The sequence below is a fragment of the Mycobacterium sp. WMMD1722 genome, from assembly GCF_049315205.1.
GTDB lineage: Bacteria > Actinomycetota > Actinomycetes > Mycobacteriales > Mycobacteriaceae > Mycobacterium.
Genome location: NZ_CP186056.1, coordinates 4,499,008 through 4,522,142 on the forward strand (window position 1 = coordinate 4,499,008; position 23,135 = coordinate 4,522,142).

The window sequence follows — 23,135 nt, forward strand, 5'->3', positions numbered from 1 at the left end:
TCCCTGACGGTTTGCGGATGGGCCTTCTCGTTGCCGTTCTACCCGGACTCGGTCTCGGCAAAACCGCGGGCGCTAGATGATCGGATCGTCGTCGGGTCTGCGCAGGCGCAGCCATCGGTAACCATACGGCTCGAGACCGATGTCGAGGCGGCCCTTGTCGTCGAGTTCGTGGGCGGTGAGACCGTCGAGCAGGTCGACCAGCAGACAGTTCGGCGCGTCCTCGAGCCGCACCGAGACCATCGCGCTCTCCGCGCCGAAGTTGTGCAGCGCCACCATCGCCCAGTCCGATTCGTCCTCCCGGCAGACGTGGGCGAGCACGGCGCTGTCGGGCTGGTCGAGGACCGAGACCGTGGACCATCCGATCTCCGGTTGCTGCCGGTAGGTGTGGATGAGGTTACGCATGAACCACCAGAACGACTGATGGTCGTGGCGCTGGTCGGCGGCATTCACGCGGTCCGGTCCGTAGAGTCCGTCGGGCAGGGGGCGGGGCAGGCGCCGCCTGTCGGCCGTGGAGAACCCACCGTTGACGTCGCCGCTCCACTGCATCGGCGTGCGGACCGCGAATCGGCCTTCTACGTCGAGGTTCTCGGCCATGCCGATCTCCTCGCCGTAGAACAGCACCGGGGTGCCGGGCAGCGAGAACGCCAGCGAATACGCCATCTTCATCCGCCGGGTGTCACCCCCGAGCATCGACGGCAGCCGCCTGCGCAAGCCGCGGTCGTAGAGCTGCATGTCCGGATCCGGTCCGAATGCGGCGAACACCTCCTGCCGCTCGTCGTCGCCGAGTTTGTCCAGGGTGAGCTCGTCGTGATTGCGGACGAAGTTCGCCCACTGGCTGGTGATGTCGAGGGTGGGCCGCTGCTCGAGGGCCGCGGTGATCGGACCGGCGTCGCCGCGCGCGAGTGACAGGTAGAAGTTCTGCATACCGATGAAGTCGAACTGCATGTTGAGCCCGTCGCCGTCGGGTCCGCCGAAGAACGCCTTCTGATCGGCGTAGGGCACGTTGACCTCGCCGAGCAGCACGGCGTCGCCCAGCCTGCGGGTCACGAAATTGCGGACGTCGCCCAGGTATTCGATCGGGTCGAACGGATCCGGGCGGCCCGGCACCGCATCCTTGGCGAACAGGAACGGCACTGCGTCGACCCGGAAGCCCGACACCCCGAGCTGCAGCCAGAAGCCGAGGGTGCGGGAGATCTCCTCCTGCACCTTGGGGTTCTCGATGTTGAGGTCGGGTTGGTGCTTGTAGAAGTGGTGCAGGTAGTACTCGCCGGTCTTGGGATCGAGTTCCCAGAGGCTGTCCTCCTGATCCGGGAAGACGACGTCGGCCTTGCTCGACTTCGGCTTCGTCGGGCTCCACACGTAGTAATCGCGGTACGGGTCGTCCTTGCTGCGGCGGGCGGATTTGAACCACGGATGCGCGTCGGAGGTGTGGTTCATGACGAAGTCGATGATCACGCGGATGCCGGTGGCCTTCGCGGTGCGGACGAGTTCGACGAAGTCGCCGAGCGTGCCGAGTCGGGGATCCACGCCTAAGAAGTCGGTGATGTCGTAACCGTCGTCGATCCGCGACGTGGGATAGAACGGCATCAGCCACAGGCACGTCACGCCGAGATCGGCGAGATACTGCACACGTTCGGTCATCCCGCGCAGATCGCCGCACCCGTCGCCGTTCCAGTCGTAGAAGGTCTCGACGTCGGCGCAGTAGATGACGGCGTTCTTCCACCAGAGATCGCCCGTGTCGGCACGCCTCATGCGCCGACCCGCTGCGGCGCAGTGGGCGACAGCTGCGGCAGGACGTGTTCGCCGAAGGCGTCGATGAAGCGCGTCTGGTCCTGTCCGACGAAGTGCAGGTACAGCTCGTCCCAGCCCTGCTCGATGTAGTCGTGCAGCCAGGCGGTGTGCTCTCCGAGGTCATGGGAGATGTTCACGGCCTTGGCGACCTGGTCGACGGAGACGTCCGCGCCGACGGCGTCGAAGGCCTCGACCGATTCGATGTCCCAGCACGCCGGCGGGGGAAAGATGTTGGTGCGCCACTGGTCGTGGGCGATGGCGGCCGCTTCGTCGTGGTCGGGAGCCCAGCTCAGGTGGATCTGCAGCCGGGCCGGACCGCGCCCGCCGGCGCCGCGGTACGAATCGAGCACCTGCCCCAGAGTCTGCATGTCCTGGTTGACGGTGGCCAGGCCGTCGGCCCAGGCGGCATGGCGCGCAGCGGTCTGCGGGGTGACCGCGGGACCGACGAGGTCGGGGATCGTGGCGGGCAGCGTCCACAACCTCGCCCGGTTGACGTGCACCAGCCCTTCGTGGCTGACCTCCTCGCCGCGCAGCAGGCGACGGATGACGTCGACGCATTCGAGCAGTCGCGCGTCGCGGACCTCCTTGCGCGGCCACACGTCCCCGGTGACCCGCTCATTGGACGCCTCGCCACTGCCGATCGCGGCCCAGAAGCGACAGGGGAACATCTCGCCGAGCGTGGCGATCGCCTGAGCGATGATCGCGGGGTGGTACCGCTGGCCGGGCGCGTTCACCACACCGAACGGCAGGTTGGTGGTGGCCAGCGCGGCCCCGAGAAACGACCACGCGAAGCCGGATTCGCCCTGTCGTTCACTCCACGGACTGAAGTGATCCGAGGACATGGCGGCGGTGAAGCCGGCCTGTTCGGCGTGCTGGACGTCGCGGAGGAGTTGTCCGGGCGATATCTGTTCGTGGGAACAATGGAAGCCGATGACGGTCACTCACAGCGTGTTCCCAGGTTCGGCCGAGTTGAAGCGGTGAACGACTGTAGGAACGACTTGCCGTCGGCGTATCGCTGCCGCCGGTAGTGGCGGCCCTGTCCACGGTTGCGGCCCTTGTACGTCGCCAGCTGCGAATCACAGTTCGGGCAGACCAGATTCTCCCGCCGATTGTTGGACGGATCGCCGTCGATGTGGTCGAGGACGAACGCGAGCGGGAAATCGAGCCAGACGGCGCCTTTTTGCTGCGCGTGAGAAGTGGTAAACCACAGCCGCGACAGTGTCTCATGGCCCGGACGGTGCGACGGTGCCCCGACACATCGCCGGTGCGCGGAGCCCCCTGTCAGGATTGAACTGACGACCTACGCTTTACAAGAGCGTTGCTCTACCACTGAGCTAAGGAGGCGAGGTGGTGCGGTGGCAGTTTATCCGGTCACTGGGGCGGGTCGTAGAGCCGCTGCGACCGGATCGGGGTGCCCGGGGTGCGGCCGCGGGCACGGCGGCCCGGCAGGGGGATGCGGTCGGCGATGGAGCTCAGCGGGTTGACCACCTGACTGAGGGAGATGACCGCCTCACGAAGCGCCTCGATCGTCGGCTCCAACGCCTCGAGTCCCGGCGCCAGACGGTTGAGCGTGTCGGCAACCGCCGCCAGTTGCTCGAGCGGACCATTGCGGGCGGTCAGCTTGTCGACCACTCCGCCCTCGGCCAGCAGTCGGTCGGCTATTCCGCCCTCAGCCAGCAGGCGCTCGATCAGACCGTCCTCGTCGAGCAGCTGATCCACCAGGCCACCGGGTTCGATGGCGCGCATCAGCCCGCCGTCTTCCTGGGTGAGCCGGTCGAGCACCCCGCCGGGGGCGGTCAGCCGGTCGATCACGCCGCCCGGTTTGAGCAGCCGGTCCATCGGGCCGTCGGGGGCCAAGGCCCGGCCGAGCGGCTGATCCTCGTCCATCAGCCGGGCCAGCCGGTTGGCCCGCTCGACCGCATCGTCGATGCCCAGCATCTGGGCGAACCCCCCGGCGCGGATGTTGACGCGCTCGTTCGTCTCGCCCAGCGAGGCCTTGGCCATCCCGAGCGCGCCGTTGGCCACCTCCAGGCCCGTCTCGGCGAACGCGAGCCCGATGCGGGCCGGCATACTCGCGAGCTGCACCAGATTCCGGCCGAAGTCCATCCGCCCAGTCTAGGGATCAGGCAACCCACAACTCACAGAAAGCTCACAGCCAACCCCCAGATTGACTCCAAGGCGCATCCTGGACATTGAGGTGATGGCTATGGCTGCACTAACGGAGACCACACCCGAGGCCCGGGTCCTCGTCGTCGACGACGAGGCGAACATCGTGGAGCTGCTCTCGGTCAGCCTGAAATTCCAGGGCTTCGAGGTGCACACCGCCTCCAACGGCGCCTCGGCGCTCGACAAGGCGCGCGATGTCAAGCCCGACGCCGTCATCTTGGACGTGATGATGCCCGGCATGGACGGGTTCGGCCTGCTGCGCCGGCTGCGCGCCGACGGTATCGACGCTCCCGCGCTGTTCCTCACCGCCCGCGACACCCTGCAGGACAAAATCGCCGGGCTGACCCTCGGCGGTGACGACTACGTCACCAAACCGTTCAGCCTGGAGGAAGTGGTCGCGCGGCTGCGCGTCATCCTCCGCCGTACGGGCCACGGGGTCGAGGAGCCCAGGACCTCGCGGCTGAAGTTCGCCGACATCGAACTCGACGAGGACACCCATGAGGTGTGGAAGGCCGGCGAACCGGTCTCGCTGTCGCCGACGGAATTCACGCTGCTGCGCTACTTCATCATCAATGCCGGCACGGTGCTGTCGAAGCCGAAGATCCTCGATCATGTCTGGCGCTACGACTTCGGCGGCGACGTGAACGTGGTCGAGTCGTACGTGTCCTACCTTCGACGCAAGATCGACACGGGCGAGAAGCGTCTGTTGCACACTTTGCGAGGTGTGGGATACGTCCTCCGCGAGCCGCGATGAGCGCTCGCGCGAAGAGCAGAGAGTCGGGGCTGAGCCGAGAGCTCTGCTGATGGGCAGGGGAGTACCCCTGCGGGTGGGCCTGGTCGCCGCGACGCTCGTGCTGGTCGCCTTCGGTCTGCTCGCATCCGGGATTGCGGTGACGTCGATCATGCGCCACACCTTGGAGAGCCGGGTGGACGAGACACTGCTCGACGCCTCCCGCAGCTGGGCGCAGGCGCCTCGACGCATTCCGATCGTTCCCATGGAAGGGCCCAACCCGGCGCGGCCGCCGTCGGACTTCTACGTGCGCGGCATCGATCCCGCGGGCCATATGTGGATGGTGGTCAACGATCGCGAGGCCGAACCGGCGCTGCCGCCGGACAACGACGTCGGACCGGTGCCGGTCACGGTGCGCTCGGTCGACCACTCCGAGATCGAATGGCGGGCGATGACCGTGCGCGGGCCGGACGGCGGCCTGACCACCGTTGCGATCGACCTGTCCGACGTCCAGTCGACCATGCGTGCGCTGATCTGGTCGCAAGCCGGTATCGGCGCGGCGGTGCTGCTGGTCATCGGTATCGCCGGATTCGCGGTGGTCCACCGCAGCCTGCGTCCGCTGGCCGAAGTCGAGGAGACCGCGGCCGCCATCGCCGGTGGACAGCTCGATCGCCGTGTCCCGCAACGCGATCCGCGCACCGAGGTCGGCCGATTGTCATTGGCGCTCAACGGCATGCTCGCGCAGATCCAGCGCGCCGTCGCCTCCTCGGAGTCCTCGGCGGCCGCGGCCAAGACCTCCGAGGAGCGGATGCGTCGCTTCATCACCGATGCCAGCCACGAACTACGGACCCCGCTGACCACCATCCGCGGCTTCGCCGAGCTGTACCGCCAGGGCGCCGCCCGCGACGTCGAGATGCTGATGAATCGCATCGAGAGCGAGTCGCGCCGAATGGGTCTGCTCGTCGAGGACCTGCTGCTGCTTGCTCGCCTCGACGCGCAGCGACCCCTCGAGCAGCATCGGGTCGACCTGTTGACCCTGGCCACCGACGCGGTGCACGACGCTCAGTCGATCGCCCCCGAACGCACGATCTCCCTGGAGGTCTTCGACGGACCGGGCACCCCGGAGGTCCTCGGCGACGAGGCCCGGCTGCGGCAGGTGCTGGGCAACCTGGTGGCCAACGCGCTGCAGCACACACCGGTCAGTGCGGGCATCTGCGTGCGGGTGGGCACGGAGGACGACGGCGGTGACGTCTACGCCGTGCTCGAGGTCCGCGACGAGGGACCGGGGATGAATTCCGAGGACGCCCACCGGATCTTCGAGCGGTTCTACCGGACCGACTCCTCACGCGCACGGGAGAGCGGCGGGACCGGCCTGGGTCTGTCGATCGTCGACTCGCTGGTCTTCGCACACGGCGGCACCGTGGGGGTGACCACGGCGCCCGGTCAGGGCTGCACCTTCACGGTGAGGTTGCCGCGCATCGTGGACGTGCCGGCGCACAGCCCGCTATGACAGCTCGGCCAGTGCGGCCTTGATCTTCTGCTGAGCCTCGTCGAGCGATTCCGGCGACGGGTTCTGATCGGCGTTGGCGAAGCCGAAATCGGCGAGATCGCTGGTCGGGAAGACGTGCACGTGCAGATGCGGAACCTCGAGTCCGGCGATGATGACACCGGCACGCTCGGCGGGGAACGCCCGGACGACAGCCTTGCCGATGCGCTGCGCGACCGCCATGACGCGGCCGAAGACCGCGGGTTCGAGGTCCTGCCAGTTGTCGATCTCGGCGCGCGGCACGACCAGCGTGTGGCCCTGGGTGATCGGCGCGATCGTCAGGAACGCGACGACGTCGTCGTCCTGGTAGACGAATCGGCCCGGCAGTTCTCCGTTGATGATCTTGGTGAAGACGGTCGCCATGGGATCCAGGATGTCACGGCAGCGGCCCTCTTCTGTCGAGAGCCCTCGTACGTTGACTTTGTACACGGATCGCCGAAATCGCGAATTCAGCGATCTGTGTGCAGAGTCAACGTGAAGTGATGAGGCCGTCGAGCTCCTCGAGCGTCCACGGCGGTTCGTCGGCGTGGCCGCGATAGGCCACGATCGATGGTGTCTGCCGGTCGAAGCGGCCGACGAATCCGCCGGCGGCGATGAAGATCTGACCCGTGACGTCTTTGGCGAGGTCACTGACCAGGTAGGCGTATGTCGGCGCGACGTACTCCGGCGGCGCGGCATCCAAGGCGCCCTGCATGCTGACGTCGTCGAGCAGGCCCCGCCGGTTGAGCTCGGCGATGTGTGCCTCATAGTCGGGCCCGGTGGACAGCCGCGTCTTCGCCCCGGGACACACCACATTCGCCCGCACCCCGTGCTCGGCGAGTTCGGCGGCGATCGCCAGGGTGAGCGCATTGACCGCGCCCTTGCCGGCGGGATACCCCGTGCCGCCGTAGTCGCCCAGGAAGGCGAATGAGCTGGTGTTGACGATGGCGCCGCCACCCTGGGCCACCATCCGCGGCGCCGCCGCGCGACAGGTCTCGAACACGGTGCCCAGATGCGCATCCATCAGGTCCCGGAACTGACCGCTGGTGACGGTGAGAATCGACGACCCGGGCGGCTCGGCGGTGCCCGCGCAGTTCACCAGGATGTCGATGCGCCCGAACTGCTGCACGCAGGCGTCGACGAGGGCATCGGCCACCGCCGCATCCGCCGGCGATCCGGCCATGCCGTGCGAACCCGGGATGGCTTGGACCGCAGCGGCGACGGCATCGGCATCGCGCCCGTTGACCAGGACCGTGGCGCCCAGTGCGGTGAGCAGTTCGGCCACCGCCAATCCGACGCCGCGCGTGCCGCCGATGACGAGCGCACCGCGTCCGGCCAGCGGGCCGACGTTACTCGCCTTCCTGGCCGAACTGCATCGAGTCCATGTTCCAGTAGCCGCGCAGATTGGTGATCAGCCCGGCGTCATCGACGCGATAGGTGAACACGCCGCGCACGGTGGCCACGAATCCGTTCGGGAATCGGGTCCGTAACACCAGGATGTAGGCGATCTCGGTCGGCGAACTGGATGGGAAGGTGGCCTCGCAGGTCACCGTCAGCTGGTTCGGCCCGATATTGGCGTCGAAGAACTCGCCCACCGCCTGCTTGCCGCGCACCCCGGTGCCGTCGGGATTGGTGACCGACTGCCCGATCGGATCCTCGATCACGATGTCCTCGGACATCAGGGCCAACCAGCCCTCGCGGTCCCCGGTCTGTACGCAGCGCCACGACGAACGCGACGCCGCGACGACCGGGGTCTGCTCGACCGTTTCCTGCGACACAGGTCTACCGGTCGGCGTCGGTGTAGCGGATGACGCCGCGGATGTTGCGTCCCTCGAGCATGTCGCGATAACCGTCGTTGAGCTGCTCGAGCTGGTACTGCCGCGTGACCATGTCGTCGAGGTTGAGCCGGCCGGCCTTGTACATCGACAGCAGCTGGGGGATGTCGTAGTGCGGGTTGCCGCCGCCGAAGATGGTGCCCTGCAGGTTCTTCTGCAGCAGAGTGAGCATCGACAGGTTGAGCTTGACGTCGTTTCTGGCCATGTTCGCCACCGCGGTGGCGACAACGGTGCCGCCCTTGGCGGTGATGTTCATGTAATCGTCGATGTCCTCGCCCTTGAGCTCGCCGACGGTGACGATCGTCTTATGGGCCATCCGGCCCTGGGTGACCTCGGCGACACCGGCCATCGCGCTGTAGATGTCCGGATAGGCGTGGGTCGCGCCGAACTTCAGCGCGGTGTCGCGCTTGAAGTCGACCGGGTCGACCACGAAGATGTTGCGCGCGCCCGCGTTGAGAGCCCCCTGCAGGGCTCCGGTTCCGACACCGCCGGCGCCGACGATCACCACATCCTGGCCCGGGCGGACGTCACCGCTGCGGACGGCGGAGCCGTATCCGGTGGTCACTCCGCAGCCCACCAGGCACGCCACCTCGAACGGAATCGACGGGTCGATCTTCACCACGGAGCTCTTGTGCACCACCATGTACGGGCTGAACGTGCCGAGCAGGGTCATCGGGATGACCGGCTGACCGTTCTTGGCGGCGTGGATGCGGTAGGTGCCGTCGGAGACCGCGGTGCCGGCGAGCAGTCCGGCGCCCAGATCGCACAGGTTGCGCAGACCCTCCTGGCAGGCCGGACATTCGCCGCACGACGGAATGAACGACAGGACGACGTGATCACCGGGTGCGATGTGCTCGACGCCGGGACCGACCTCGGTGACGATGCCGGCGCCCTCATGGCCGCCCAGGACCGGGAAGCCGGCCATCGGGATGTCGCCGGTCACCAGGTGGTGGTCCGAATGGCACATGCCGGACGCTTCCATCTGGATCTTGACCTCGTCTTTGACGGGGTCCCCGATCTCGATCTCCTCGATCGACCACGGCTGATTGAACTCCCAGATGAGAGCACCTTTTGTCTTCATCGAAGGCTGCCTTCCACTAGAGCCGGTGACCACAGACTAGAGGGATTAGTAAGGTGCGTCACACGCACCCCCAAGCAACTGCTTGGCCGGGTCACCACATCGGGACCGGCGCCTGGCCGATCGGGTAGTAACCGGGCAGCTTCTCACCGGCCAGGCTGCGCTCGATGCGCTTCTGCATCGTCGGGGTGAGATCGCCGGATTCGATGAGTTTGAGGAACGCCTTCTGCACGTGCCCGAAGTCGAAGAAGTCGCGCTGCCACTCGATCAGCAACTGGTCGTTGAGCCGGAACCAGCTGCCGCCGATGCCGTAGATCTCGTCGGTGGTGCCGTCGGATTTGTTGGCGATCTGCTTCCAGAATCCGACGATCTCGTTCTGCTTCTCGTCGATGAGCACCTTCTGGTACTCGTAGACCCAGTTCTCCAGGCCTTCCATCTCCAGACCCAGTGCGGTGTCGCGGATCTCGGCCTTGCCGATGCACATGACGTCTTCCTTGGGCCCGATGTTCCAGCCGTAGGTCGCGTCGTCGGTGTAGAACTCCGCCAACGGCTTCCAGTCGCCGGCCTTCTCGGCATCCCGGTTCGCCTGTAGCCACCGGTCGGCCCAGTTCTCGAGTTGTTCGCGTGTGGCCATCAGCTTTCCTTCTCTTCGATCTCTTCGAGGGAGATTGCTCGGGTGGGACACATGTCGATCGCCCGTTCGACGTCCTCGCGGAGGTCGTCGGGTGGCTCCTGGTCGAGGATCTCGACGACCCCGCGTTTGGGCACGGCGAAGACGTCCGGGGCCTCCAGTTCACACATGGCGTGGCCCTGGCAGAGGTCTTCGTCGAGGACCACGCGGTAGCAGCCCATATCCGATCAGGCCTTGGCTCGCCGGCGGTAGCGGACCTTCGCCGGCTGCGCCAGCTGCACCACCATCTTGGAGTGATCGTTGTGATAGCTCTCGGCGGGCTGGGCCATCTCGAATTCGTACTCGCGCAACAGGACCGAGAAGATCGCCTTGATCTGCATCTGGGCGAAGGCGGCGCCGACGCAGCGATGCTTACCCGCACCGAACGGAATCCACGTCCACCGGTTGGCGATGTCGGCCTGTTCGGGCTTGTTGTAGCGGTCCGGGTTGAACGCGTCGGGGTCCGGGAAGTCCTCGGCGATCCGGTTGGAGATCGCCGGCGACGCCGCGACGAAGTCGCCCTTGTGGATCGGCAGACCCTTCACCTCGAACTCGTCCTGCGCGACCCGCATCAGGATGATGAGCGGCGGGTGCAGGCGCAGTGTCTCCTTGACGACATTGTCGAGCTTCGGGATCTGCCGTAGCGCATGGAAACTCACCTCCTGGCCGTCGGCGTAGAGGTCGTCGAGTTCCTGCTGCACCTCGGCATAGGTGCCGGCGTGGCGAATCAGTTCGATCAGGGTCCAGGCGGAGGTGCCCGAGCTGGTGTGGTGGCCCGCGAACATCAGTGAGATGAACATGCCGGTCACCTCGTTGGCCGAGAAGCGGGGATTGCCCTCGTCGTCCTTGATCGACACCAACACGTCGAGCAGGTCACGGTCGGCCTTGCTCGCCGGTGGCGCGGCCAGCCGGCCGTTCATGATCTCCTGCACCAGCGCAACGAGTTTCACCCGCGACTCGTCACGAATGCGGAAGCTCTCGATGTCCAGGTACGGGTCGACGTAGCACAGCGGGTCGGTGCCGCGTTCGAGCTGGTGGTAGTAGTGGGCGAACCGGCTGTCGAGCTGCTCGCGGAACTTCGGCCCGATCAGGCATGCGGTCGAGGTGTAGATGGTCAGCTCGGAGAAGAAATCGAGCAGTTCGATCTCACCCTCCTCGCCCCACCCGGCGATCATCTTCCTGACCTCGTTCTCGATGGTCGCGGCATGACCCTTCATCTGCTCACCCCGCAGGGCGGTGTTGTGCAGCATCTCGGCGCGGCGCTCCGGGTCCGCGTCGAACACCACGCCTTCGCCGAAGATCGGCGTCATGAACGGGTAGGCCTCGGCCTGGTTGAGCTCGCTGTCGGTGGAGCGGAAGAAGAACTCGTTGGCCTCCGCTCCGGACAGCAGGATCACATGCTTGTCGACGAGCTGGAACCAGCCGACGTCCCCGCACTCCGCGCGGACGCGGTTCATCAGGCCGATCGGATCGGTGCGGAATTCCTCGAGGTGGCCGTGCTCCTCTTCGCCGCCGGACACCCGGGGCACGATCGCGGTCGTCATGTCGGCATTCCCTCCTCGCCGAGCGTGAGTTTCTGTCGGTCTCTCACCTCGGCCAGCGGAGCCTCCGGCTGCAACTCCATGTTGGCGATGAAGCCGCCTCGCGGGGTCTCGGCGACGAAGGTGATGGCGCGGGCGAGGTCGGAGGCACGCAGGAAGTAGTCGTGGCGGGCCTGACCCCATTTGGCCCAGTCCTCCAGGGCCGGGCCGATCTTCTCGGCCGGCAGGCTCCAACCCATCGACGTCTTCGTCGGGCCGGGATGCACGACGGAGGCGCGCACTCCGGTGCCCTCGAGTTCCATCTGGAAGTTGTTGACCATCGCGACCAGCGCGGCCTTGGCGGCTCCGTAGGCACCCATGTGGGGTCGTTGCCGCAGTGCCACATCGGATCCCACGAAGATCAGATCGCCGCGCTGACGTTCCAGCATGCCGGGCAGCACGGCCGACGCCAGCCGGAAGGCACCGACGAGGTGGATCTGCAGCTGGGAGTCGAATTCGTCGCCGGCGATCTCGGCCAGCTTGCCGAAATAGGTGTCGCCGGCCCCGGCCACCAGCACCTCGATCTCGCCGAGCGCAGTGGTCGCCTGTGCGACGAAGGACTTCACCGAGTTCGGGTCGGTCACGTCGAGGTGGAATCCGACCGCCTCCCCGCCGTCGGCGTTGATCTTGCCGACGAGGTCGTCGAGCTTTTCCACCCGGCGCGCGCCGAGTGCGACGGGGAATCCGCGCGAGGCCAACTCGATGGCGGTGGCCTCGCCGATCCCGGAGGAGGCGCCCGCGACGAGGGCGGGCCGGCGTTCGGGCAGAGGTGCGAAACGGGGCATGGTGTCGGGCCTTAACGAGGTCGGATCGTGATGGGCAGGTGGGCGAATCCGCGGACGTTGCTCGAGTGGACGCGGACCGCATCGGCCTCGTCCACCTCGTACCCGCTGATGCGCTTGAACAGCTCGGTCAACGCGACACGGGCTTCCATGCGGGCCAGATGGGCGCCCAGGCAGAAGTGTGCGCCGCTGCCGAAACTCATCAGCTTCGAGCCGATCTCGCGGCCGATCACATAGTCGTCGGGGGCATCGAAGACCCGCTCGTCGCGGTGCGCCGAGCCCGGCAGGAGCAGCACCACATCCCCGTCGGGGATGGTGGTGTCGTAGAGGGTGAGCTCCCCGGCGACCGTGCGGGCCAGGATCTGACTGGAGGTGTCGTAGCGCAGGGTCTCCTCCACCCACAGCGGAATCCGGTCGAGATCGTCGTAGACCGGTTGCAGCTGGTCCGGGTTGCGATGACCCCAGAAAGCCGCGTTGGCAAGGAGTTTGGTCGTCGTCTCGTTGCCGGCGATGACCATCAGGAACATGAAGCCGAGCACTTCGTCGTCGGTCAGTTTGTCCCCGTCGATCTCGGCTTCGAGCAGCGCCGTGGTCAGATCGTCGGTGGGCTCGGAGCGGCGCTGCTCGACCATCGCCTGGTAGTAGACGATCAGATTGAGGGATGCTTCGACGGCCTCCGGCGGCACGTCGGTCACCCCTTCGTCGCGGTGCATCACGCCGTCCGCCCAGGCCCGCACCTGGTCGCGGTCGGGTTGCGGCACCCCCATCAGTTCGGAGATCACGTCCATCGGGAGCTTGCCGGCGAATTCGTCGACGTAGTCGACGGTGCCCTGCGGTGACGACGCCGCCTTCTCCATCAACACGTCCAGGTGGGCGACCGCGATTTCGGTGACCCGCGGTTCGAGTTCGCGGATACGTCTGGGCGTGAAGCCCTTCGACACCAGGGTGCGCAAGCGCAGATGGGCCGGATCGTCCATGGCGAGAAACGACATCGTCTTGGATGCATGCGGTCCGCGTGACGCGGGATCCAGTGACACGCCGAATTTGTTGGACAGCGTCGTGCTGTTGCGGAAGCCCTGCAGCACGTCCTGGTGGCGGGACAGCGCCCAGAAGCCGAGGTCGTCGTTGCGGTACAGCGGCGCCTCGTCACGCAGCCGGCGGTAGTACGGGTACGGGTCCTCGTGGAAGTCGTAGTCGTACGGATCGAGGTTGACGTCGGATACGTCGAGGGTCACTGCTCGTCTCCCAGGCTGATGGTCATCGGTCCTCTCCGAGGACGAGGCCGACCACATAGGTGAGGCGGTCGGCGATCTGGTGATAGGTGAAAGCGCCACTGCCGGCGTTGACCAGCGCGCCGAAGAACGTCATCTCCAGCGCCGACACCGTGCGGGGGTCGGCACCGGGCCCGATCGCCGAGGTGATCCGCTTGTGGATCTCGACGCCGATGCGCTCGCGGACCGTGCGTACCGCGGCGTCGCCGTTGCTCAGCAGGGCGGTGGTGCAGGCTGCGGCCACTTCCGGTTCGTCGGCCAGCATCAGCGTCATGCTGCGCAGGGCCTTGTCGACGCGGGTGGTCGTGCTGTCGTTGACGTCGGTGAAGTAGGGCACCTGGCGGATGAGGTCGAGATAGGCCTCGGCGATCAGGTGGTTCTTCGACGAGAAGTAGGTGTAGGCGGTTGCGGGTGCCACCTTGGCGCGGGCCGCGACGGCGCGCACGGTGAGGTCGGCGTACGACGATTCGCGCAGCATCTGCACGCCGGCGGACAGCACCTTGCGGAAGGTCTCCTCCTGCCGGCGGTTACGCGGCGTCTCTGTGACAGCCACCACGGCATCGCTGGACACATGTCCAAGTTATCCGACGGGCCGGGTGAGCCGCAAGCGGATCGAACAATATGCAGATCAGACCGGTAATCGTGCCGCGCTGGGACGGTCGACCCGCCGATTGCTTGCCTACCGCGTCGCCTGGCCGCTATGGTTCGACGGAACAGAGCCGGACAGTTGTCCAGCGGATGCGAAGTGGAGTGCGGATGTCGATACTGGCCGACCGCGAGAGCCGACTGCTCATCGACGGCAAGCTCGTCGCAGGTGCGGGTGGGACCTTCCCCACGGTCAACCCGGCGACCGAGGAGGTGCTCGGCGTCGCGGCCGACGCCGACGCCGGCGACATGAGCCGGGCGATCGAGGCGGCCCGCACCGCGTTCGACGCGACCGACTGGTCGACCGACACCGCGCTGCGGGTGCGCTGCCTACGTCAGCTCAAAGACGCGCTGCGCGAACACATCGAAGACTTGAGGGACCTGACCATCAGCGAGGTGGGCGCGCCGCGGATGCTGACCGCGGGGGCGCAGCTGGAGGGGCCGGTCGACGACCTCGGCTTCGCGGCCGATCTGGCCGAGTCCTATCAGTGGCGCACCGATCTGGGATATGCCACGCCGCAGGGGATTCCGACCCGGCGCAGCCTGGTGCGCGAGGCGGTCGGCGTCGTCGGTGCCATCACACCGTGGAATTTTCCGCATCAGATCAACTTCGCCAAGGTCGGCCCGGCCCTGGCTGCGGGTAACACCCTGGTGCTCAAGCCGGCCCCGGACACCCCGTGGTGCGCGGCGGCCGTGGGCGAGATCATCGCCGAGCGCACCGATTTCCCGCCCGGCGTCGTCAACGTCGTCACCTCCAGCGACCACTCCGTCGGCGCCCTGCTCGCCAAGGACCCGCGGGTGGACCTGGTGTCCTTCACCGGGTCGACGGCCACGGGTCGGGCCGTGATGGCCGACGCCGCCGCCACCATCAAGAAGGTCTTCCTCGAACTGGGTGGCAAGTCGGCATTCCTGGTGCTCGACGACGCGGATCTGGCCGGCGCGTGCTCGATGGCGGCGTTCACCGCCGCCATGCACGCCGGCCAGGGCTGTGCCATCACCACGCGGCTGGTGGTACCCCGGTCGCGCTACGACGAGGCCGTGGAGGCGGCCGCGGCCACCATGGGATCGATCGTCCCGGGGGATCCGACCAGCAAACGCACGGTGTGCGGTCCGGTCATCTCGGCGCGCCAGCGCGACCGGGTCCAGGGATATCTCGACCTCGCGCTGCAGGAGGGCGGTCGCTTCGCCTGCGGCGGCGGACGCCCCGCGGACCGCGACACCGGCTTCTTCATCGAGCCGACCGTGATCGCAGGCTTGACCAATGACGCCCGGGTGGCCCGTGAGGAGATCTTCGGGCCGGTGCTGACCGTGATCGCTCACGACGGCGACGACGATGCGGTGCGGATCGCCAACGACTCCCCGTACGGATTGTCGGGCACCGTCTTCGGCGGCGACGACGATCGCGCGCAGGCGGTCGCCTCCCGGCTGCGCGTCGGCACCGTCAACGTCAACGGCGGCATCTGGTACTCGGCCGATGCGCCGTTCGGCGGTTACAAGCAGTCCGGCATCGGCCGCGAGATGGGCGTGGCCGGTTTCGAGGAATACACCGAGATCAAGCTCATCGCCACCGCGGCGAATTAAGGAGACGGGCGTGGGACTGTACGGGGAGCAATTCAAGGACAAGGTCGCCATCGTCACCGGTGCCGGTGGCGGGATCGGCCAGGCGTATGCCGAGGCGCTGGCCCGGGAGGGGGCGGCGGTCGTGGTGGCCGACATCAACACCGAGGGCGCCCAGAAAGTCGTCGACGGTATCAATGGTGAGGGCGGCAACGCACTGGCCGTGCGTGTCGACGTCTCCGACCCCGACTCCGCGAAAGAGATGGCTGCGCAGGCACTCTCGGAGTTCGGCGGGATCGACTACCTGGTCAACAACGCGGCGATCTTCGGCGGGATGAAGCTCGACTTCCTGATCACCGTGGACTGGGATTACTACAAGAAATTCATGTCGGTGAATCTCGATGGGGCGCTGGTGTGTACCCGGGCGGTCTACCGGAAGATGGCCAAGCGCGGCGGCGGAGCGATCGTCAACCAATCATCCACCGCGGCCTGGCTGTACTCGAACTTCTACGGTCTGGCCAAGGCGGGCGTCAACAGTCTGACCCAACAGCTGGCCACCGAACTGGGGGGCCAGAACATCCGGATCAACGCCATCGCGCCGGGTCCCATCGACACCGAGGCCAACCGGACGACGACGCCGCAGGAGATGGTGGCCGACATCGTCAAGGGCATCCCGCTGTCGCGGATGGGCGAGACCGACGACCTGGTCGGCATGTGCCTGTTCCTGCTCTCGGATCAGGCGAAGTGGATCACCGGGCAGATCTTCAACGTCGACGGCGGACAGATCATCCGCTGATGAGCGCTTGCGCGAAGAGGAGACAGAGCTGATGAGCGCCGACCTGAGGTACGGATACATCGGTCTGGGAAACATGGGTGCTCCGATGGCCGGCCGCCTGGTCGACTGGCCCGGCGGACTCGTCGTCTTCGATCTGCGCACCGACGCGATGACGCCGCTGGTGGAAGCCGGTGCGTCGCTGGCCGACAGCGTGGCCGACGTGGCGGACGCCGACATCATCAGCGTCACGGTGCTCAACGACGAGCAGGTGCGCTCGGTGGTCGGCGAGCTCGCCCAGAACGCCACACCCGGCACGGTCATTGCGATCCACTCGACGATCAGCCCGGAGACCGCCGTCGAACTCGCTGACTTGTTGCGTCCCAGCGACATCCACATCGTCGACGCGCCGGTCAGCGGCGGCGGCGCAGCGGCGGCCAAGGGTGAGCTGGCGGTGATGGTGGGCGCCGACCGTGACGTCTACGAGCGCATCAAGCCGGCGTTCAAGAAATTCGCATCGATGGTGATCCACGCCGGCCCGCCGGGAGCAGGGACCCGGATGAAGCTGGCCCGCAACATGCTGACATTCATCGGATTTGCGGCGGCATGCGAGGCGATGGCGCTGGCCGAGCAGGCCGGAATCGATCTACAGCAGCTCGGCCGAGTGGTACGCCACACCGATGCGCTGACCGGTGGCCCCGGCGCGATCATGGTGCGCGACGACATGCGCCCCCTCGATCACGACAACTTCCTCTACGAATCATTCCTGCACACTCGGGGGTTGGGGGAGAAGGACCTGAGCCTGGCGCTGGAGTTGGGTGACTCGGTGTCGGTCGAGTTGCCGCTGGCGCGATTGGCGTTGGCGAATCTCGCAGCGGGACTGGGTGTTCCGCACGTCGAATCCAGCACGGAGGAGTGAGCATGGACGAACTGCGCCGCAAGGGCCTCGACAAGATGAACGAGGTGTACGGCTGGGAGATGCCCGATATGCCCGGCGAGTACTTCGCGCTGACCGCCGACCACCTCTTCGGCACCATCTGGACCAGACCCGGATTGTCGATGCGGGACAAGCGGATCATGACGTTGACGGTGGTCACCGCGCTCGGGATCACCGATCTGGCCGAGATCCAGGCCAACGCAGCCTTGGCCAACGAGGAGCTCAGCGAGGAGGAGCTCAAGGAGATGGCGATCTTCCTGACCCACTATCTCGGCTTCCCGCTGGGATCGAAGCTCGACGGGGTGGTGACCAAGGTCGCCAAGCAGCGCCGCAAGACCGCTGAGAAGGGCGAGGACAAGAAGGCGAACGTCAACGCCGCGCTGAACATGCACTCGGGGAGCTCGCTCGATGATGAGTAGGTACGCCGCGTTGTCGCGTGAGGAACTCGCCACGCTCGTGCGCGAGTTGCTGTTGATCGGGCAGCTCATCGACCGCTCCGGAATGGCCTGGTGTATCTCGAACTTCGGCCGCGAAGAGATGCTGCAGATCGCGATCGAGGAGTGGGCGGCGTCCAGCCCCCTGTACACCAAGCGGATGCAGAAGGCGCTGAAGTACGAGGGCGTCGATATCTTCACGCTGTTCAAGGGTCTGCAGCTCGACATCGGCGCCCCGCCGCAGTTCATGGATTTCCGCTACATCGTCCACGACCGCTGGCACGGGGAGTTCTACCTGAACCACTGTGGTGCACTGCTCGACGTCGAGCCGATGGGCGAGGACTACGTGCGCGGCATGTGCCACGACATCGAGGATCCGACGTTCGACGCGACCGCGTTGGCGACCAATCGCAAGGCCCAGGTGCGGCCCGTCCACCGCCCGCCCAGGACGCCGGCCGACCAGCATCCGCACTGCCGTTGGACGGTGATCATCGACGAGTCCTATCCCGAGGTGCCGTTCATCCCGGAGTTGGACATCATCGGTGCCAGCCACGCGTACTCGTGCGAACTCGAGCCGATCGACCCGGATGATGAGGGCGCGGCCGACTATGCGGGGCCGCTGCTGGCCGATGTCGATTTCGGGGCGTTCTCGCATTCGGCGCTCGTGCGGATCGCCGACGAGGTGTGCCTGCAGATGCATCTGCTGGTGCTGTCATTCACGGTGGCGGTGCGCAAGCGCGCGAAAGGCGACGTGGCGCTGGAACGGTCGATTCGCACCAAGCAGCTGATCGGGATCGCCGGGGTGGCCGCCGAACGCATCCACCGGGCGCTGAAGCTGCCCGGCGGGGTGCCGGGCGCGTTGCGGGTGCTCGAACTGCACCCGCTGCTGAACCCGGCGGCCTACGTGTGGGCCGACATCGACCCCGGCTTCGTGCACGTGCGCCGGTCGCCGGCGTACGACGACGGGTCCTGGATCTCGCTGGTCTCGCCGGTCGCGGACCTGCCACTGCAGGCGATCGTCGCCGCCGTCGATCCGCATCTGCGGGCGGAGGTCTCGGGCAGCGAATCCGACTGGACCGTGCGGGTGATCGAGACCGACACCCCGGCCAAGGAGCTGTCGGAGGTCGAGGTGTGCAAGGTCAGCGGCGGGGCGTCCTGGGTGTTCGAGGAACGCCGGTCGCTGCCGCTGACGGTGGTCTGAGAGCCGGCGCCCGGCCGTACCAGCTCACCGCGCGACCGCGGCGCCGACCCAGCGCCGCAGGAATGCACGCAGATCCTCGCCCGTGCGCGGCGGCCGTCCGGGATCGACGACGAAGGACTGGATGATGCGCAGCAGATACTCGGCGAGTTCGTCGAGGTCCTCGTCACCGAAACCCCGGCTCTGCCAATCCACGTCGAAACGACGCACCATGTTGTGGGCGAACTGCAACGCCACATCGGAGGTCACCGACTCCGAGTGAGTGGTGGCCCGGCCCGGGGTGACGAGCAGGCCGATGTGCTTGTCCTTGGGCAGCCACTCCAGCGCGGTGGCGATCGCCTCGGTGATCGCCTCGGCCGGCTCCGTGACGCCTCGCACATGGTCGGCCAGTCGGTCGAGGAAATCGGCGGCCGCGTGCACCGCCGCCTCGACCAGCAACGCCTCGGTACTCGGAAAGTATCGGTACACCGTCTGACGGGTCACCCCGAGCGTGCGGGCGACGTCGGCGATGCTCAGATCGGCCCCGTGTTCGTCGATCGCCCGGCCGGCGGCCGCCAGGATCCGTTCGACGGCCTCCTCGTCGCTGGCCGGCGCCGAGCCGGACCAGCCGTGGGTGCGCATGCGCAGATGGTACTGCTCGGCTGCGGCCGATCAGCCGGACGGATCAGCCGGTATAGCTGACCGGAAGTTCCTTGACGCCGTTGATCCAGCCCGACCGCAGGCGCAGCGGTTCGCCGACCTTGGCGATGTCGGGGATCTGATCGGCCAGTTCGTTGAAGATGAGCTTGATCTCCATCCGGGCCAGGTTCGCGCCGATGCAGAAGTGCGCGCCGTTGCCGCCGAAGCCCAGATGAGGGTTCGGCTCGCGGGTGATGTCGAACCGGAACGGTGCGTCGAAGACGGCCTCGTCGTAGTTGGCCGAGCTGTAGAACAGGCCGGCCCGTTGCCCCTTTCGGATGGTGACCCCGCCGAGCTCGACATCGGCCAGCGCGGTGCGCTGGAAACAGTGCACCGGTGTCGCCCAGCGCACGATCTCGTCGACCGTTGTCGACGGACGTTCCCGCTTGAACAGTTCCCACTGGTCGGGATGGTCGAAGAAGGCGTTCATCCCGTGGGTCATCGCATTGCGGGTGGTCTCGTTGCCGGCCACCGCCAACAGGATCACGAAGAAGGCGAATTCGACGTCGCCGAGCGCTTCACCGTCGAGGTCGGCTTGGACGAGGCGGGTGACGATGTCGTCGGCCGGGCAGCGCCTGCGCTCCTCGGCCATGGTGTAGGCGTAGCCCATCAGCTCGGCGTTGGCGGTGGTCGGATCCGAATCGAAATCCGGATCGTCGGTGTTCATGATCGCGTTGGTCCACTCGAAGAGCTTTTCGCGATCTGCTTCGGGCACGCCGATGAGATCGGCGATCGCCAGCAGCGGCAGGCTCATCGCGATGTCGTCGACGAAGTTGCCGCTGCCCTTCTCCCGGGCGGCGGTGACGATGTCGCGGGCGGCGACGGCGAGTTTCTCCTCCAGCGCGGCGACCGACCGCGGGGTGAACAGCCGCGAGACGATCTTTCGCAGCCGGGTGTGCTCCTGGGCGTCGTGGTTGATCAGCAGCGCTTTGGTGAGGTCGAGTTGCTCACTGGTGACACCCTCGGGCAGCCGCATCACCGCGCCCTTGGCGTTCGTCGACCACAGGTCGCCGTTGCGGGAGATGGACTTGATGTCCTCGTGCCGGCTGATCACCCAGTAGCCGCCGTCGTCGAAGATCGACTCGGCCTGCTCGTTCCACCACACCGGTGCCGTCCGACGCAGCTGCGCGAATTCGTCTACCGGGATGCCCCGCACCAGCACGTCGGGATCGGTGAAGTCGAACCCCGCCCCGAACGGGCATCGGCTCTGCATTGTCGTCATGCTGGCTCCTCTCGGTGTGACGGTGGCCACCTCATGCACGACCATACACTCTGGCGTCAACTGTATGCCCGAACGCGGACGCTAGGGTGCAACGTGTGCGCGTCCTGGTGATCGGATCCGGTGCCCGTGAACATGCCCTGCTGCTCGCGCTGCGCCGCGACCCCCAGGTCGAGGGCCTCGCGGTGGCCCCCGGCAACGCCGGCACCGCCGCCGTCGCCGATCAGTACGACGTGGACGTCACCTCGGGAGAGGCCGTCGTCGCGCTCGCGCAACGGGTCGAGGCCGACCTCGTGGTGATCGGCCCGGAGGTGCCACTGGTGCTCGGCGTGGCCGACGCGGTGCGCGCCGCCGGCATCGCCTGCTTCGGTCCGACCAAGGACGCCGCGCGCATCGAGGGATCCAAGGCGTTCGCCAAGGATGTGATGACCGCCGCCGGTGTCCGGACCGCGAGCAGCGAGATCGTCGACAACCCCGGACGTCTCGACGCCGCCCTGGACCGCTTCGGTCCGGCCGCGGGTCAGGCCGCCTGGGTGGTCAAGGACGACGGCCTCGCCGCGGGTAAGGGCGTGGTGGTGACCGCCGACCGCGACGCTGCTCGATCGCACGCCGCCGGGTTGCTCGACGCCGGCCATCCGGTGCTGCTCGAGTCGTTCCTCGACGGCCCGGAGGTGTCGCTGTTCTGCGTCGTCGACGGTGAGACCGTGGTGCCGCTGCTGGCCGCTCAGGACTTCAAACGTGTCGGCGACGGAGACTCCGGACCGAACACCGGCGGTATGGGCGCCTATGCGCCGCTACCCTGGCTGCCCGAGGCGACGACCGCCATGATCGTCGACGATGTGGTCAAACCCGTTGCCGCTGAACTCGTCCGGCGGGGTAGTTCGTTCTCCGGGCTGCTGTACGCCGGGCTTGCGATCACCTCGCAGGGGCCGGCGGTCGTCGAGTTCAACTGCCGCTTCGGCGATCCCGAGACCCAGGCTGTGCTCGCCCTGCTCGAGTCGCCCCTCGGCCAGTTGCTGGAGGCGGCGGCCACGGGCCGGCTCGCGGAATTCGAGACGCTGCGCTGGCGGCCCGGCGCGGCGGTCACGGTCGTGGTGGCCGCGGAGAATTATCCGGGACGGCCCCGGGTCGGCGACGTCATCACCGGCGCGGAGGCCGACGGCATCCTGCACGCCGGGACGTCGCGCCGTGCGGACGGTGCGGTGGTGTCCTCCGGCGGCCGGGTGCTCTCGGTGGTCGGCACCGGGGCGGATCTGAGCGCGGCCCGGGCGACCGCGTATGCGCTGATCTCTTCGATTCGGTTGCCCGGCAGTCACTTCCGCACCGACATCGGGCTGGCTGCGGCCGAGGGGCGGATTGCGCTGTAGCGGGATCAGGCCCGCAGCAGCGGTGCCATCCAGGTGATCTCCGCGGGCAGCTGCGAACTCCAGAACTCGCCGTTGTGCCCGCCGGGAGAGAATCCGCCCGCCGGCGGGTTGGGCAGCTGGGCGATGAAATCCTGGGTGGCCGAGTAGAACGGATCCGACGTGCCGCAGTCGATCCGGATCGGAATCGAGGCGAATTCCGGCCGACCCCACACACTGTTGTCGGCATAGTCCTGCGGACCGTCGAACGCCCCCGGAGCAGCGGCGCCCGCCGACGTCCACAACGCCGGGCTGACCGCGCAGATCGCTGCGGTACGTCCGGCGCCGAGCCGGGCGCCCAGCAGCAATGCGCCGTAGCCGCCCATCGACCACCCGAGGAATCCGACCCGTGAGGTGTCGATGTCCATCGTGTCGAGCATCGGGATCAGCTCATCGAGCACCATCGCGCCGGCATCCTCGCCGGAAGCCCGCTTGTGCCAGTAACTTCCGCCACCGTCGACGGCGACGACCGCGAACGGCGGCAGCCCGGCGGCGACAGCTTCGGCCAGACCCTGTTCGACGCCGCCGGCCATCACCTGGGCGGCGTCGGCGCCCTTGCCGTGCAACGCGATGACCGGCGGTAACGCCGCGGTCTGGCCGGGCGGGCGGGCGATCGCCCAATTCGTGGTGAGCCCGCCGCGTGCCGCCGACACGAATGAGCCGGTCTGATAGGTGGGCGCCGCCTCGGGCGGGGAAGCGGCGCTGACCGGCGCCGTGGCGAGGGCGTACGCGCCGGCGGCGCCCACGGCGGCACCCATACCCCGGCGCAGCAGCGCGCGGCGACTCAGCGGGTCGGACATGGCGGCCATCATGCCATCGGCGCCCGGTGTGTGACCGACTGCCGGCGGGGGTACGCGCTCGAGG

At 67.3% G+C, this 23,135-nt stretch carries 25 protein-coding genes and 1 tRNA gene; 8 read left to right on the plus strand and 18 right to left on the minus strand.

Annotation, left to right across the window (positions count from 1 at the left end; translation table 11 throughout):
* Positions 1–72: 72 nt before the first annotated feature.
* The 5 genes from ACN27E_RS21625 to ACN27E_RS21645 form a co-directional block, all read right to left on the minus strand.
* Positions 73–1,752: an alpha-amylase family protein gene (locus ACN27E_RS21625; protein ID WP_422744581.1), complete on the minus strand. Its 1,680-nt coding sequence runs from the start codon at positions 1,750–1,752 to the stop codon at positions 73–75.
* The gene (locus ACN27E_RS21630; protein WP_422744583.1) at positions 1,749–2,732 is read right to left on the minus strand and encodes a TIGR03885 family FMN-dependent LLM class oxidoreductase; all 984 of its coding nucleotides are present in this window, start codon (positions 2,730–2,732) and stop codon (positions 1,749–1,751) included. The genes ACN27E_RS21625 and ACN27E_RS21630 overlap by 4 nt, the downstream gene beginning before the upstream one ends.
* Positions 2,729–3,079 carry an HNH endonuclease gene (locus tag ACN27E_RS21635; RefSeq protein ID WP_422750041.1) on the minus strand — a complete coding sequence of 117 codons (351 nt, stop codon included), beginning with the start codon at positions 3,077–3,079 and terminating at the stop codon, positions 2,729–2,731. The genes ACN27E_RS21630 and ACN27E_RS21635 overlap by 4 nt, the downstream gene beginning before the upstream one ends.
* Positions 3,064–3,135, minus strand: a tRNA-Thr gene (locus ACN27E_RS21640). Before ACN27E_RS21640 ends, ACN27E_RS21635 begins: the two co-directional genes overlap by 16 nt.
* A 27-nt stretch (positions 3,136–3,162) precedes the next feature.
* Positions 3,163–3,897 carry a hypothetical protein gene (locus tag ACN27E_RS21645; protein ID WP_422744585.1) on the minus strand — a complete coding sequence of 245 codons (735 nt, stop codon included), beginning with the start codon at positions 3,895–3,897 and terminating at the stop codon, positions 3,163–3,165.
* A 94-nt stretch (positions 3,898–3,991) separates the two neighbouring features.
* On the opposite strand from ACN27E_RS21645, the gene ACN27E_RS21650 reads away from it, so the two are divergent.
* Together ACN27E_RS21650 and ACN27E_RS21655 are read left to right on the plus strand one after the other, a co-directional pair.
* Entirely contained in the window at positions 3,992–4,711 is a 720-nt protein-coding gene (locus ACN27E_RS21650) for a response regulator transcription factor (RefSeq protein ID WP_422744587.1), read from the plus strand.
* A 49-nt stretch (positions 4,712–4,760) separates the two neighbouring features.
* The gene (locus tag ACN27E_RS21655; protein ID WP_422744589.1) at positions 4,761–6,197 is read left to right on the plus strand and encodes a sensor histidine kinase; all 1,437 of its coding nucleotides are present in this window, start codon (positions 4,761–4,763) and stop codon (positions 6,195–6,197) included.
* Here the strand turns inward: ACN27E_RS21655 and ACN27E_RS21660 are convergent.
* The 10 genes from ACN27E_RS21660 to ACN27E_RS21705 form a co-directional block, all read right to left on the minus strand.
* Positions 6,192–6,596 carry an HIT family protein gene (locus ACN27E_RS21660; RefSeq protein WP_422744591.1) on the minus strand — a complete coding sequence of 135 codons (405 nt, stop codon included), beginning with the start codon at positions 6,594–6,596 and terminating at the stop codon, positions 6,192–6,194. The two genes, ACN27E_RS21655 and ACN27E_RS21660, sit on opposite strands and share 6 nt — an antisense overlap.
* A 106-nt stretch (positions 6,597–6,702) precedes the next feature.
* Positions 6,703–7,551, minus strand: coding sequence for an SDR family NAD(P)-dependent oxidoreductase (locus tag ACN27E_RS21665; RefSeq protein WP_422750043.1), 849 nt, complete (start codon positions 7,549–7,551; stop codon positions 6,703–6,705).
* Positions 7,552–7,561: 10 nt separating this feature from the next.
* Entirely contained in the window at positions 7,562–7,990 is a 429-nt protein-coding gene (locus ACN27E_RS21670; protein ID WP_422744592.1) for a nuclear transport factor 2 family protein, read from the minus strand.
* A 4-nt stretch (positions 7,991–7,994) separates the two neighbouring features.
* Entirely contained in the window at positions 7,995–9,128 is a 1,134-nt protein-coding gene (locus tag ACN27E_RS21675) for an NDMA-dependent alcohol dehydrogenase (RefSeq protein WP_422744593.1), read from the minus strand.
* A gap of 91 nt (positions 9,129–9,219) precedes the next feature.
* A complete protein-coding gene (locus ACN27E_RS21680) occupies positions 9,220–9,759 on the minus strand; it encodes a nuclear transport factor 2 family protein (RefSeq protein ID WP_422744594.1) in 540 nt (179 codons plus the stop codon).
* Entirely contained in the window at positions 9,759–9,977 is a 219-nt protein-coding gene (locus ACN27E_RS21685; protein ID WP_422744596.1) for a ferredoxin, read from the minus strand. The genes ACN27E_RS21680 and ACN27E_RS21685 overlap by 1 nt, the downstream gene beginning before the upstream one ends.
* Before the next feature lie 6 nt (positions 9,978–9,983).
* Complete coding sequence (locus ACN27E_RS21690; RefSeq protein WP_422744598.1) at positions 9,984–11,339, minus strand: cytochrome P450; 1,356 nt, start codon at positions 11,337–11,339, stop codon at positions 9,984–9,986.
* On the minus strand, positions 11,336–12,160 hold the full coding sequence (locus tag ACN27E_RS21695; protein ID WP_422744599.1) for an SDR family oxidoreductase: 825 nt from the start codon (positions 12,158–12,160) through the stop codon (positions 11,336–11,338). Before ACN27E_RS21695 ends, ACN27E_RS21690 begins: the two co-directional genes overlap by 4 nt.
* A gap of 11 nt (positions 12,161–12,171) precedes the next feature.
* Entirely contained in the window at positions 12,172–13,392 is a 1,221-nt protein-coding gene (locus ACN27E_RS21700; protein ID WP_422744600.1) for a cytochrome P450, read from the minus strand.
* A gap of 22 nt (positions 13,393–13,414) precedes the next feature.
* Positions 13,415–13,999, minus strand: coding sequence for a TetR family transcriptional regulator (locus ACN27E_RS21705; RefSeq protein ID WP_422744602.1), 585 nt, complete (start codon positions 13,997–13,999; stop codon positions 13,415–13,417).
* A gap of 185 nt (positions 14,000–14,184) precedes the next feature.
* On the opposite strand from ACN27E_RS21705, the gene ACN27E_RS21710 reads away from it, so the two are divergent.
* From ACN27E_RS21710 to ACN27E_RS21730, 5 genes are read left to right on the plus strand one after another with little or no spacing between them, the layout of a single operon-like run.
* A complete protein-coding gene (locus ACN27E_RS21710; RefSeq protein WP_422744603.1) occupies positions 14,185–15,654 on the plus strand; it encodes an aldehyde dehydrogenase in 1,470 nt (489 codons plus the stop codon).
* Between the two features lie 10 nt (positions 15,655–15,664).
* Entirely contained in the window at positions 15,665–16,426 is a 762-nt protein-coding gene (locus ACN27E_RS21715; RefSeq protein ID WP_422744605.1) for an SDR family oxidoreductase, read from the plus strand.
* A gap of 31 nt (positions 16,427–16,457) precedes the next feature.
* Positions 16,458–17,321, plus strand: coding sequence for an NAD(P)-dependent oxidoreductase (locus tag ACN27E_RS21720; RefSeq protein ID WP_422744607.1), 864 nt, complete (start codon positions 16,458–16,460; stop codon positions 17,319–17,321).
* 2 nt (positions 17,322–17,323) lie between these two features.
* The gene (locus ACN27E_RS21725; protein ID WP_422744609.1) at positions 17,324–17,758 is read left to right on the plus strand and encodes a carboxymuconolactone decarboxylase family protein; all 435 of its coding nucleotides are present in this window, start codon (positions 17,324–17,326) and stop codon (positions 17,756–17,758) included.
* On the plus strand, positions 17,748–18,974 hold the full coding sequence (locus ACN27E_RS21730) for a hypothetical protein (protein ID WP_422744610.1): 1,227 nt from the start codon (positions 17,748–17,750) through the stop codon (positions 18,972–18,974). The genes ACN27E_RS21725 and ACN27E_RS21730 overlap by 11 nt, the downstream gene beginning before the upstream one ends.
* Before the next feature lie 24 nt (positions 18,975–18,998).
* On the opposite strand, the gene ACN27E_RS21735 is transcribed toward ACN27E_RS21730, so the two are convergent.
* Together ACN27E_RS21735 and ACN27E_RS21740 are read right to left on the minus strand one after the other, a co-directional pair.
* Positions 18,999–19,592, minus strand: a complete 594-nt coding sequence (locus ACN27E_RS21735; protein ID WP_422744612.1) for a TetR/AcrR family transcriptional regulator — start codon at positions 19,590–19,592, stop codon at positions 18,999–19,001.
* Positions 19,593–19,635: 43 nt separating this feature from the next.
* Positions 19,636–20,871, minus strand: coding sequence for a cytochrome P450 (locus tag ACN27E_RS21740; RefSeq protein WP_422744614.1), 1,236 nt, complete (start codon positions 20,869–20,871; stop codon positions 19,636–19,638).
* A gap of 95 nt (positions 20,872–20,966) precedes the next feature.
* On the opposite strand from ACN27E_RS21740, the gene purD reads away from it, so the two are divergent.
* On the plus strand, positions 20,967–22,235 hold the full coding sequence (gene purD / locus ACN27E_RS21745) for a phosphoribosylamine--glycine ligase (RefSeq protein WP_422744616.1): 1,269 nt from the start codon (positions 20,967–20,969) through the stop codon (positions 22,233–22,235).
* Positions 22,236–22,240: 5 nt separating this feature from the next.
* On the opposite strand, the gene ACN27E_RS21750 is transcribed toward purD, so the two are convergent.
* Positions 22,241–23,083 carry an alpha/beta hydrolase gene (locus ACN27E_RS21750; RefSeq protein ID WP_422744617.1) on the minus strand — a complete coding sequence of 281 codons (843 nt, stop codon included), beginning with the start codon at positions 23,081–23,083 and terminating at the stop codon, positions 22,241–22,243.
* Between the last annotated feature and the right edge of the window lie 52 nt (positions 23,084–23,135).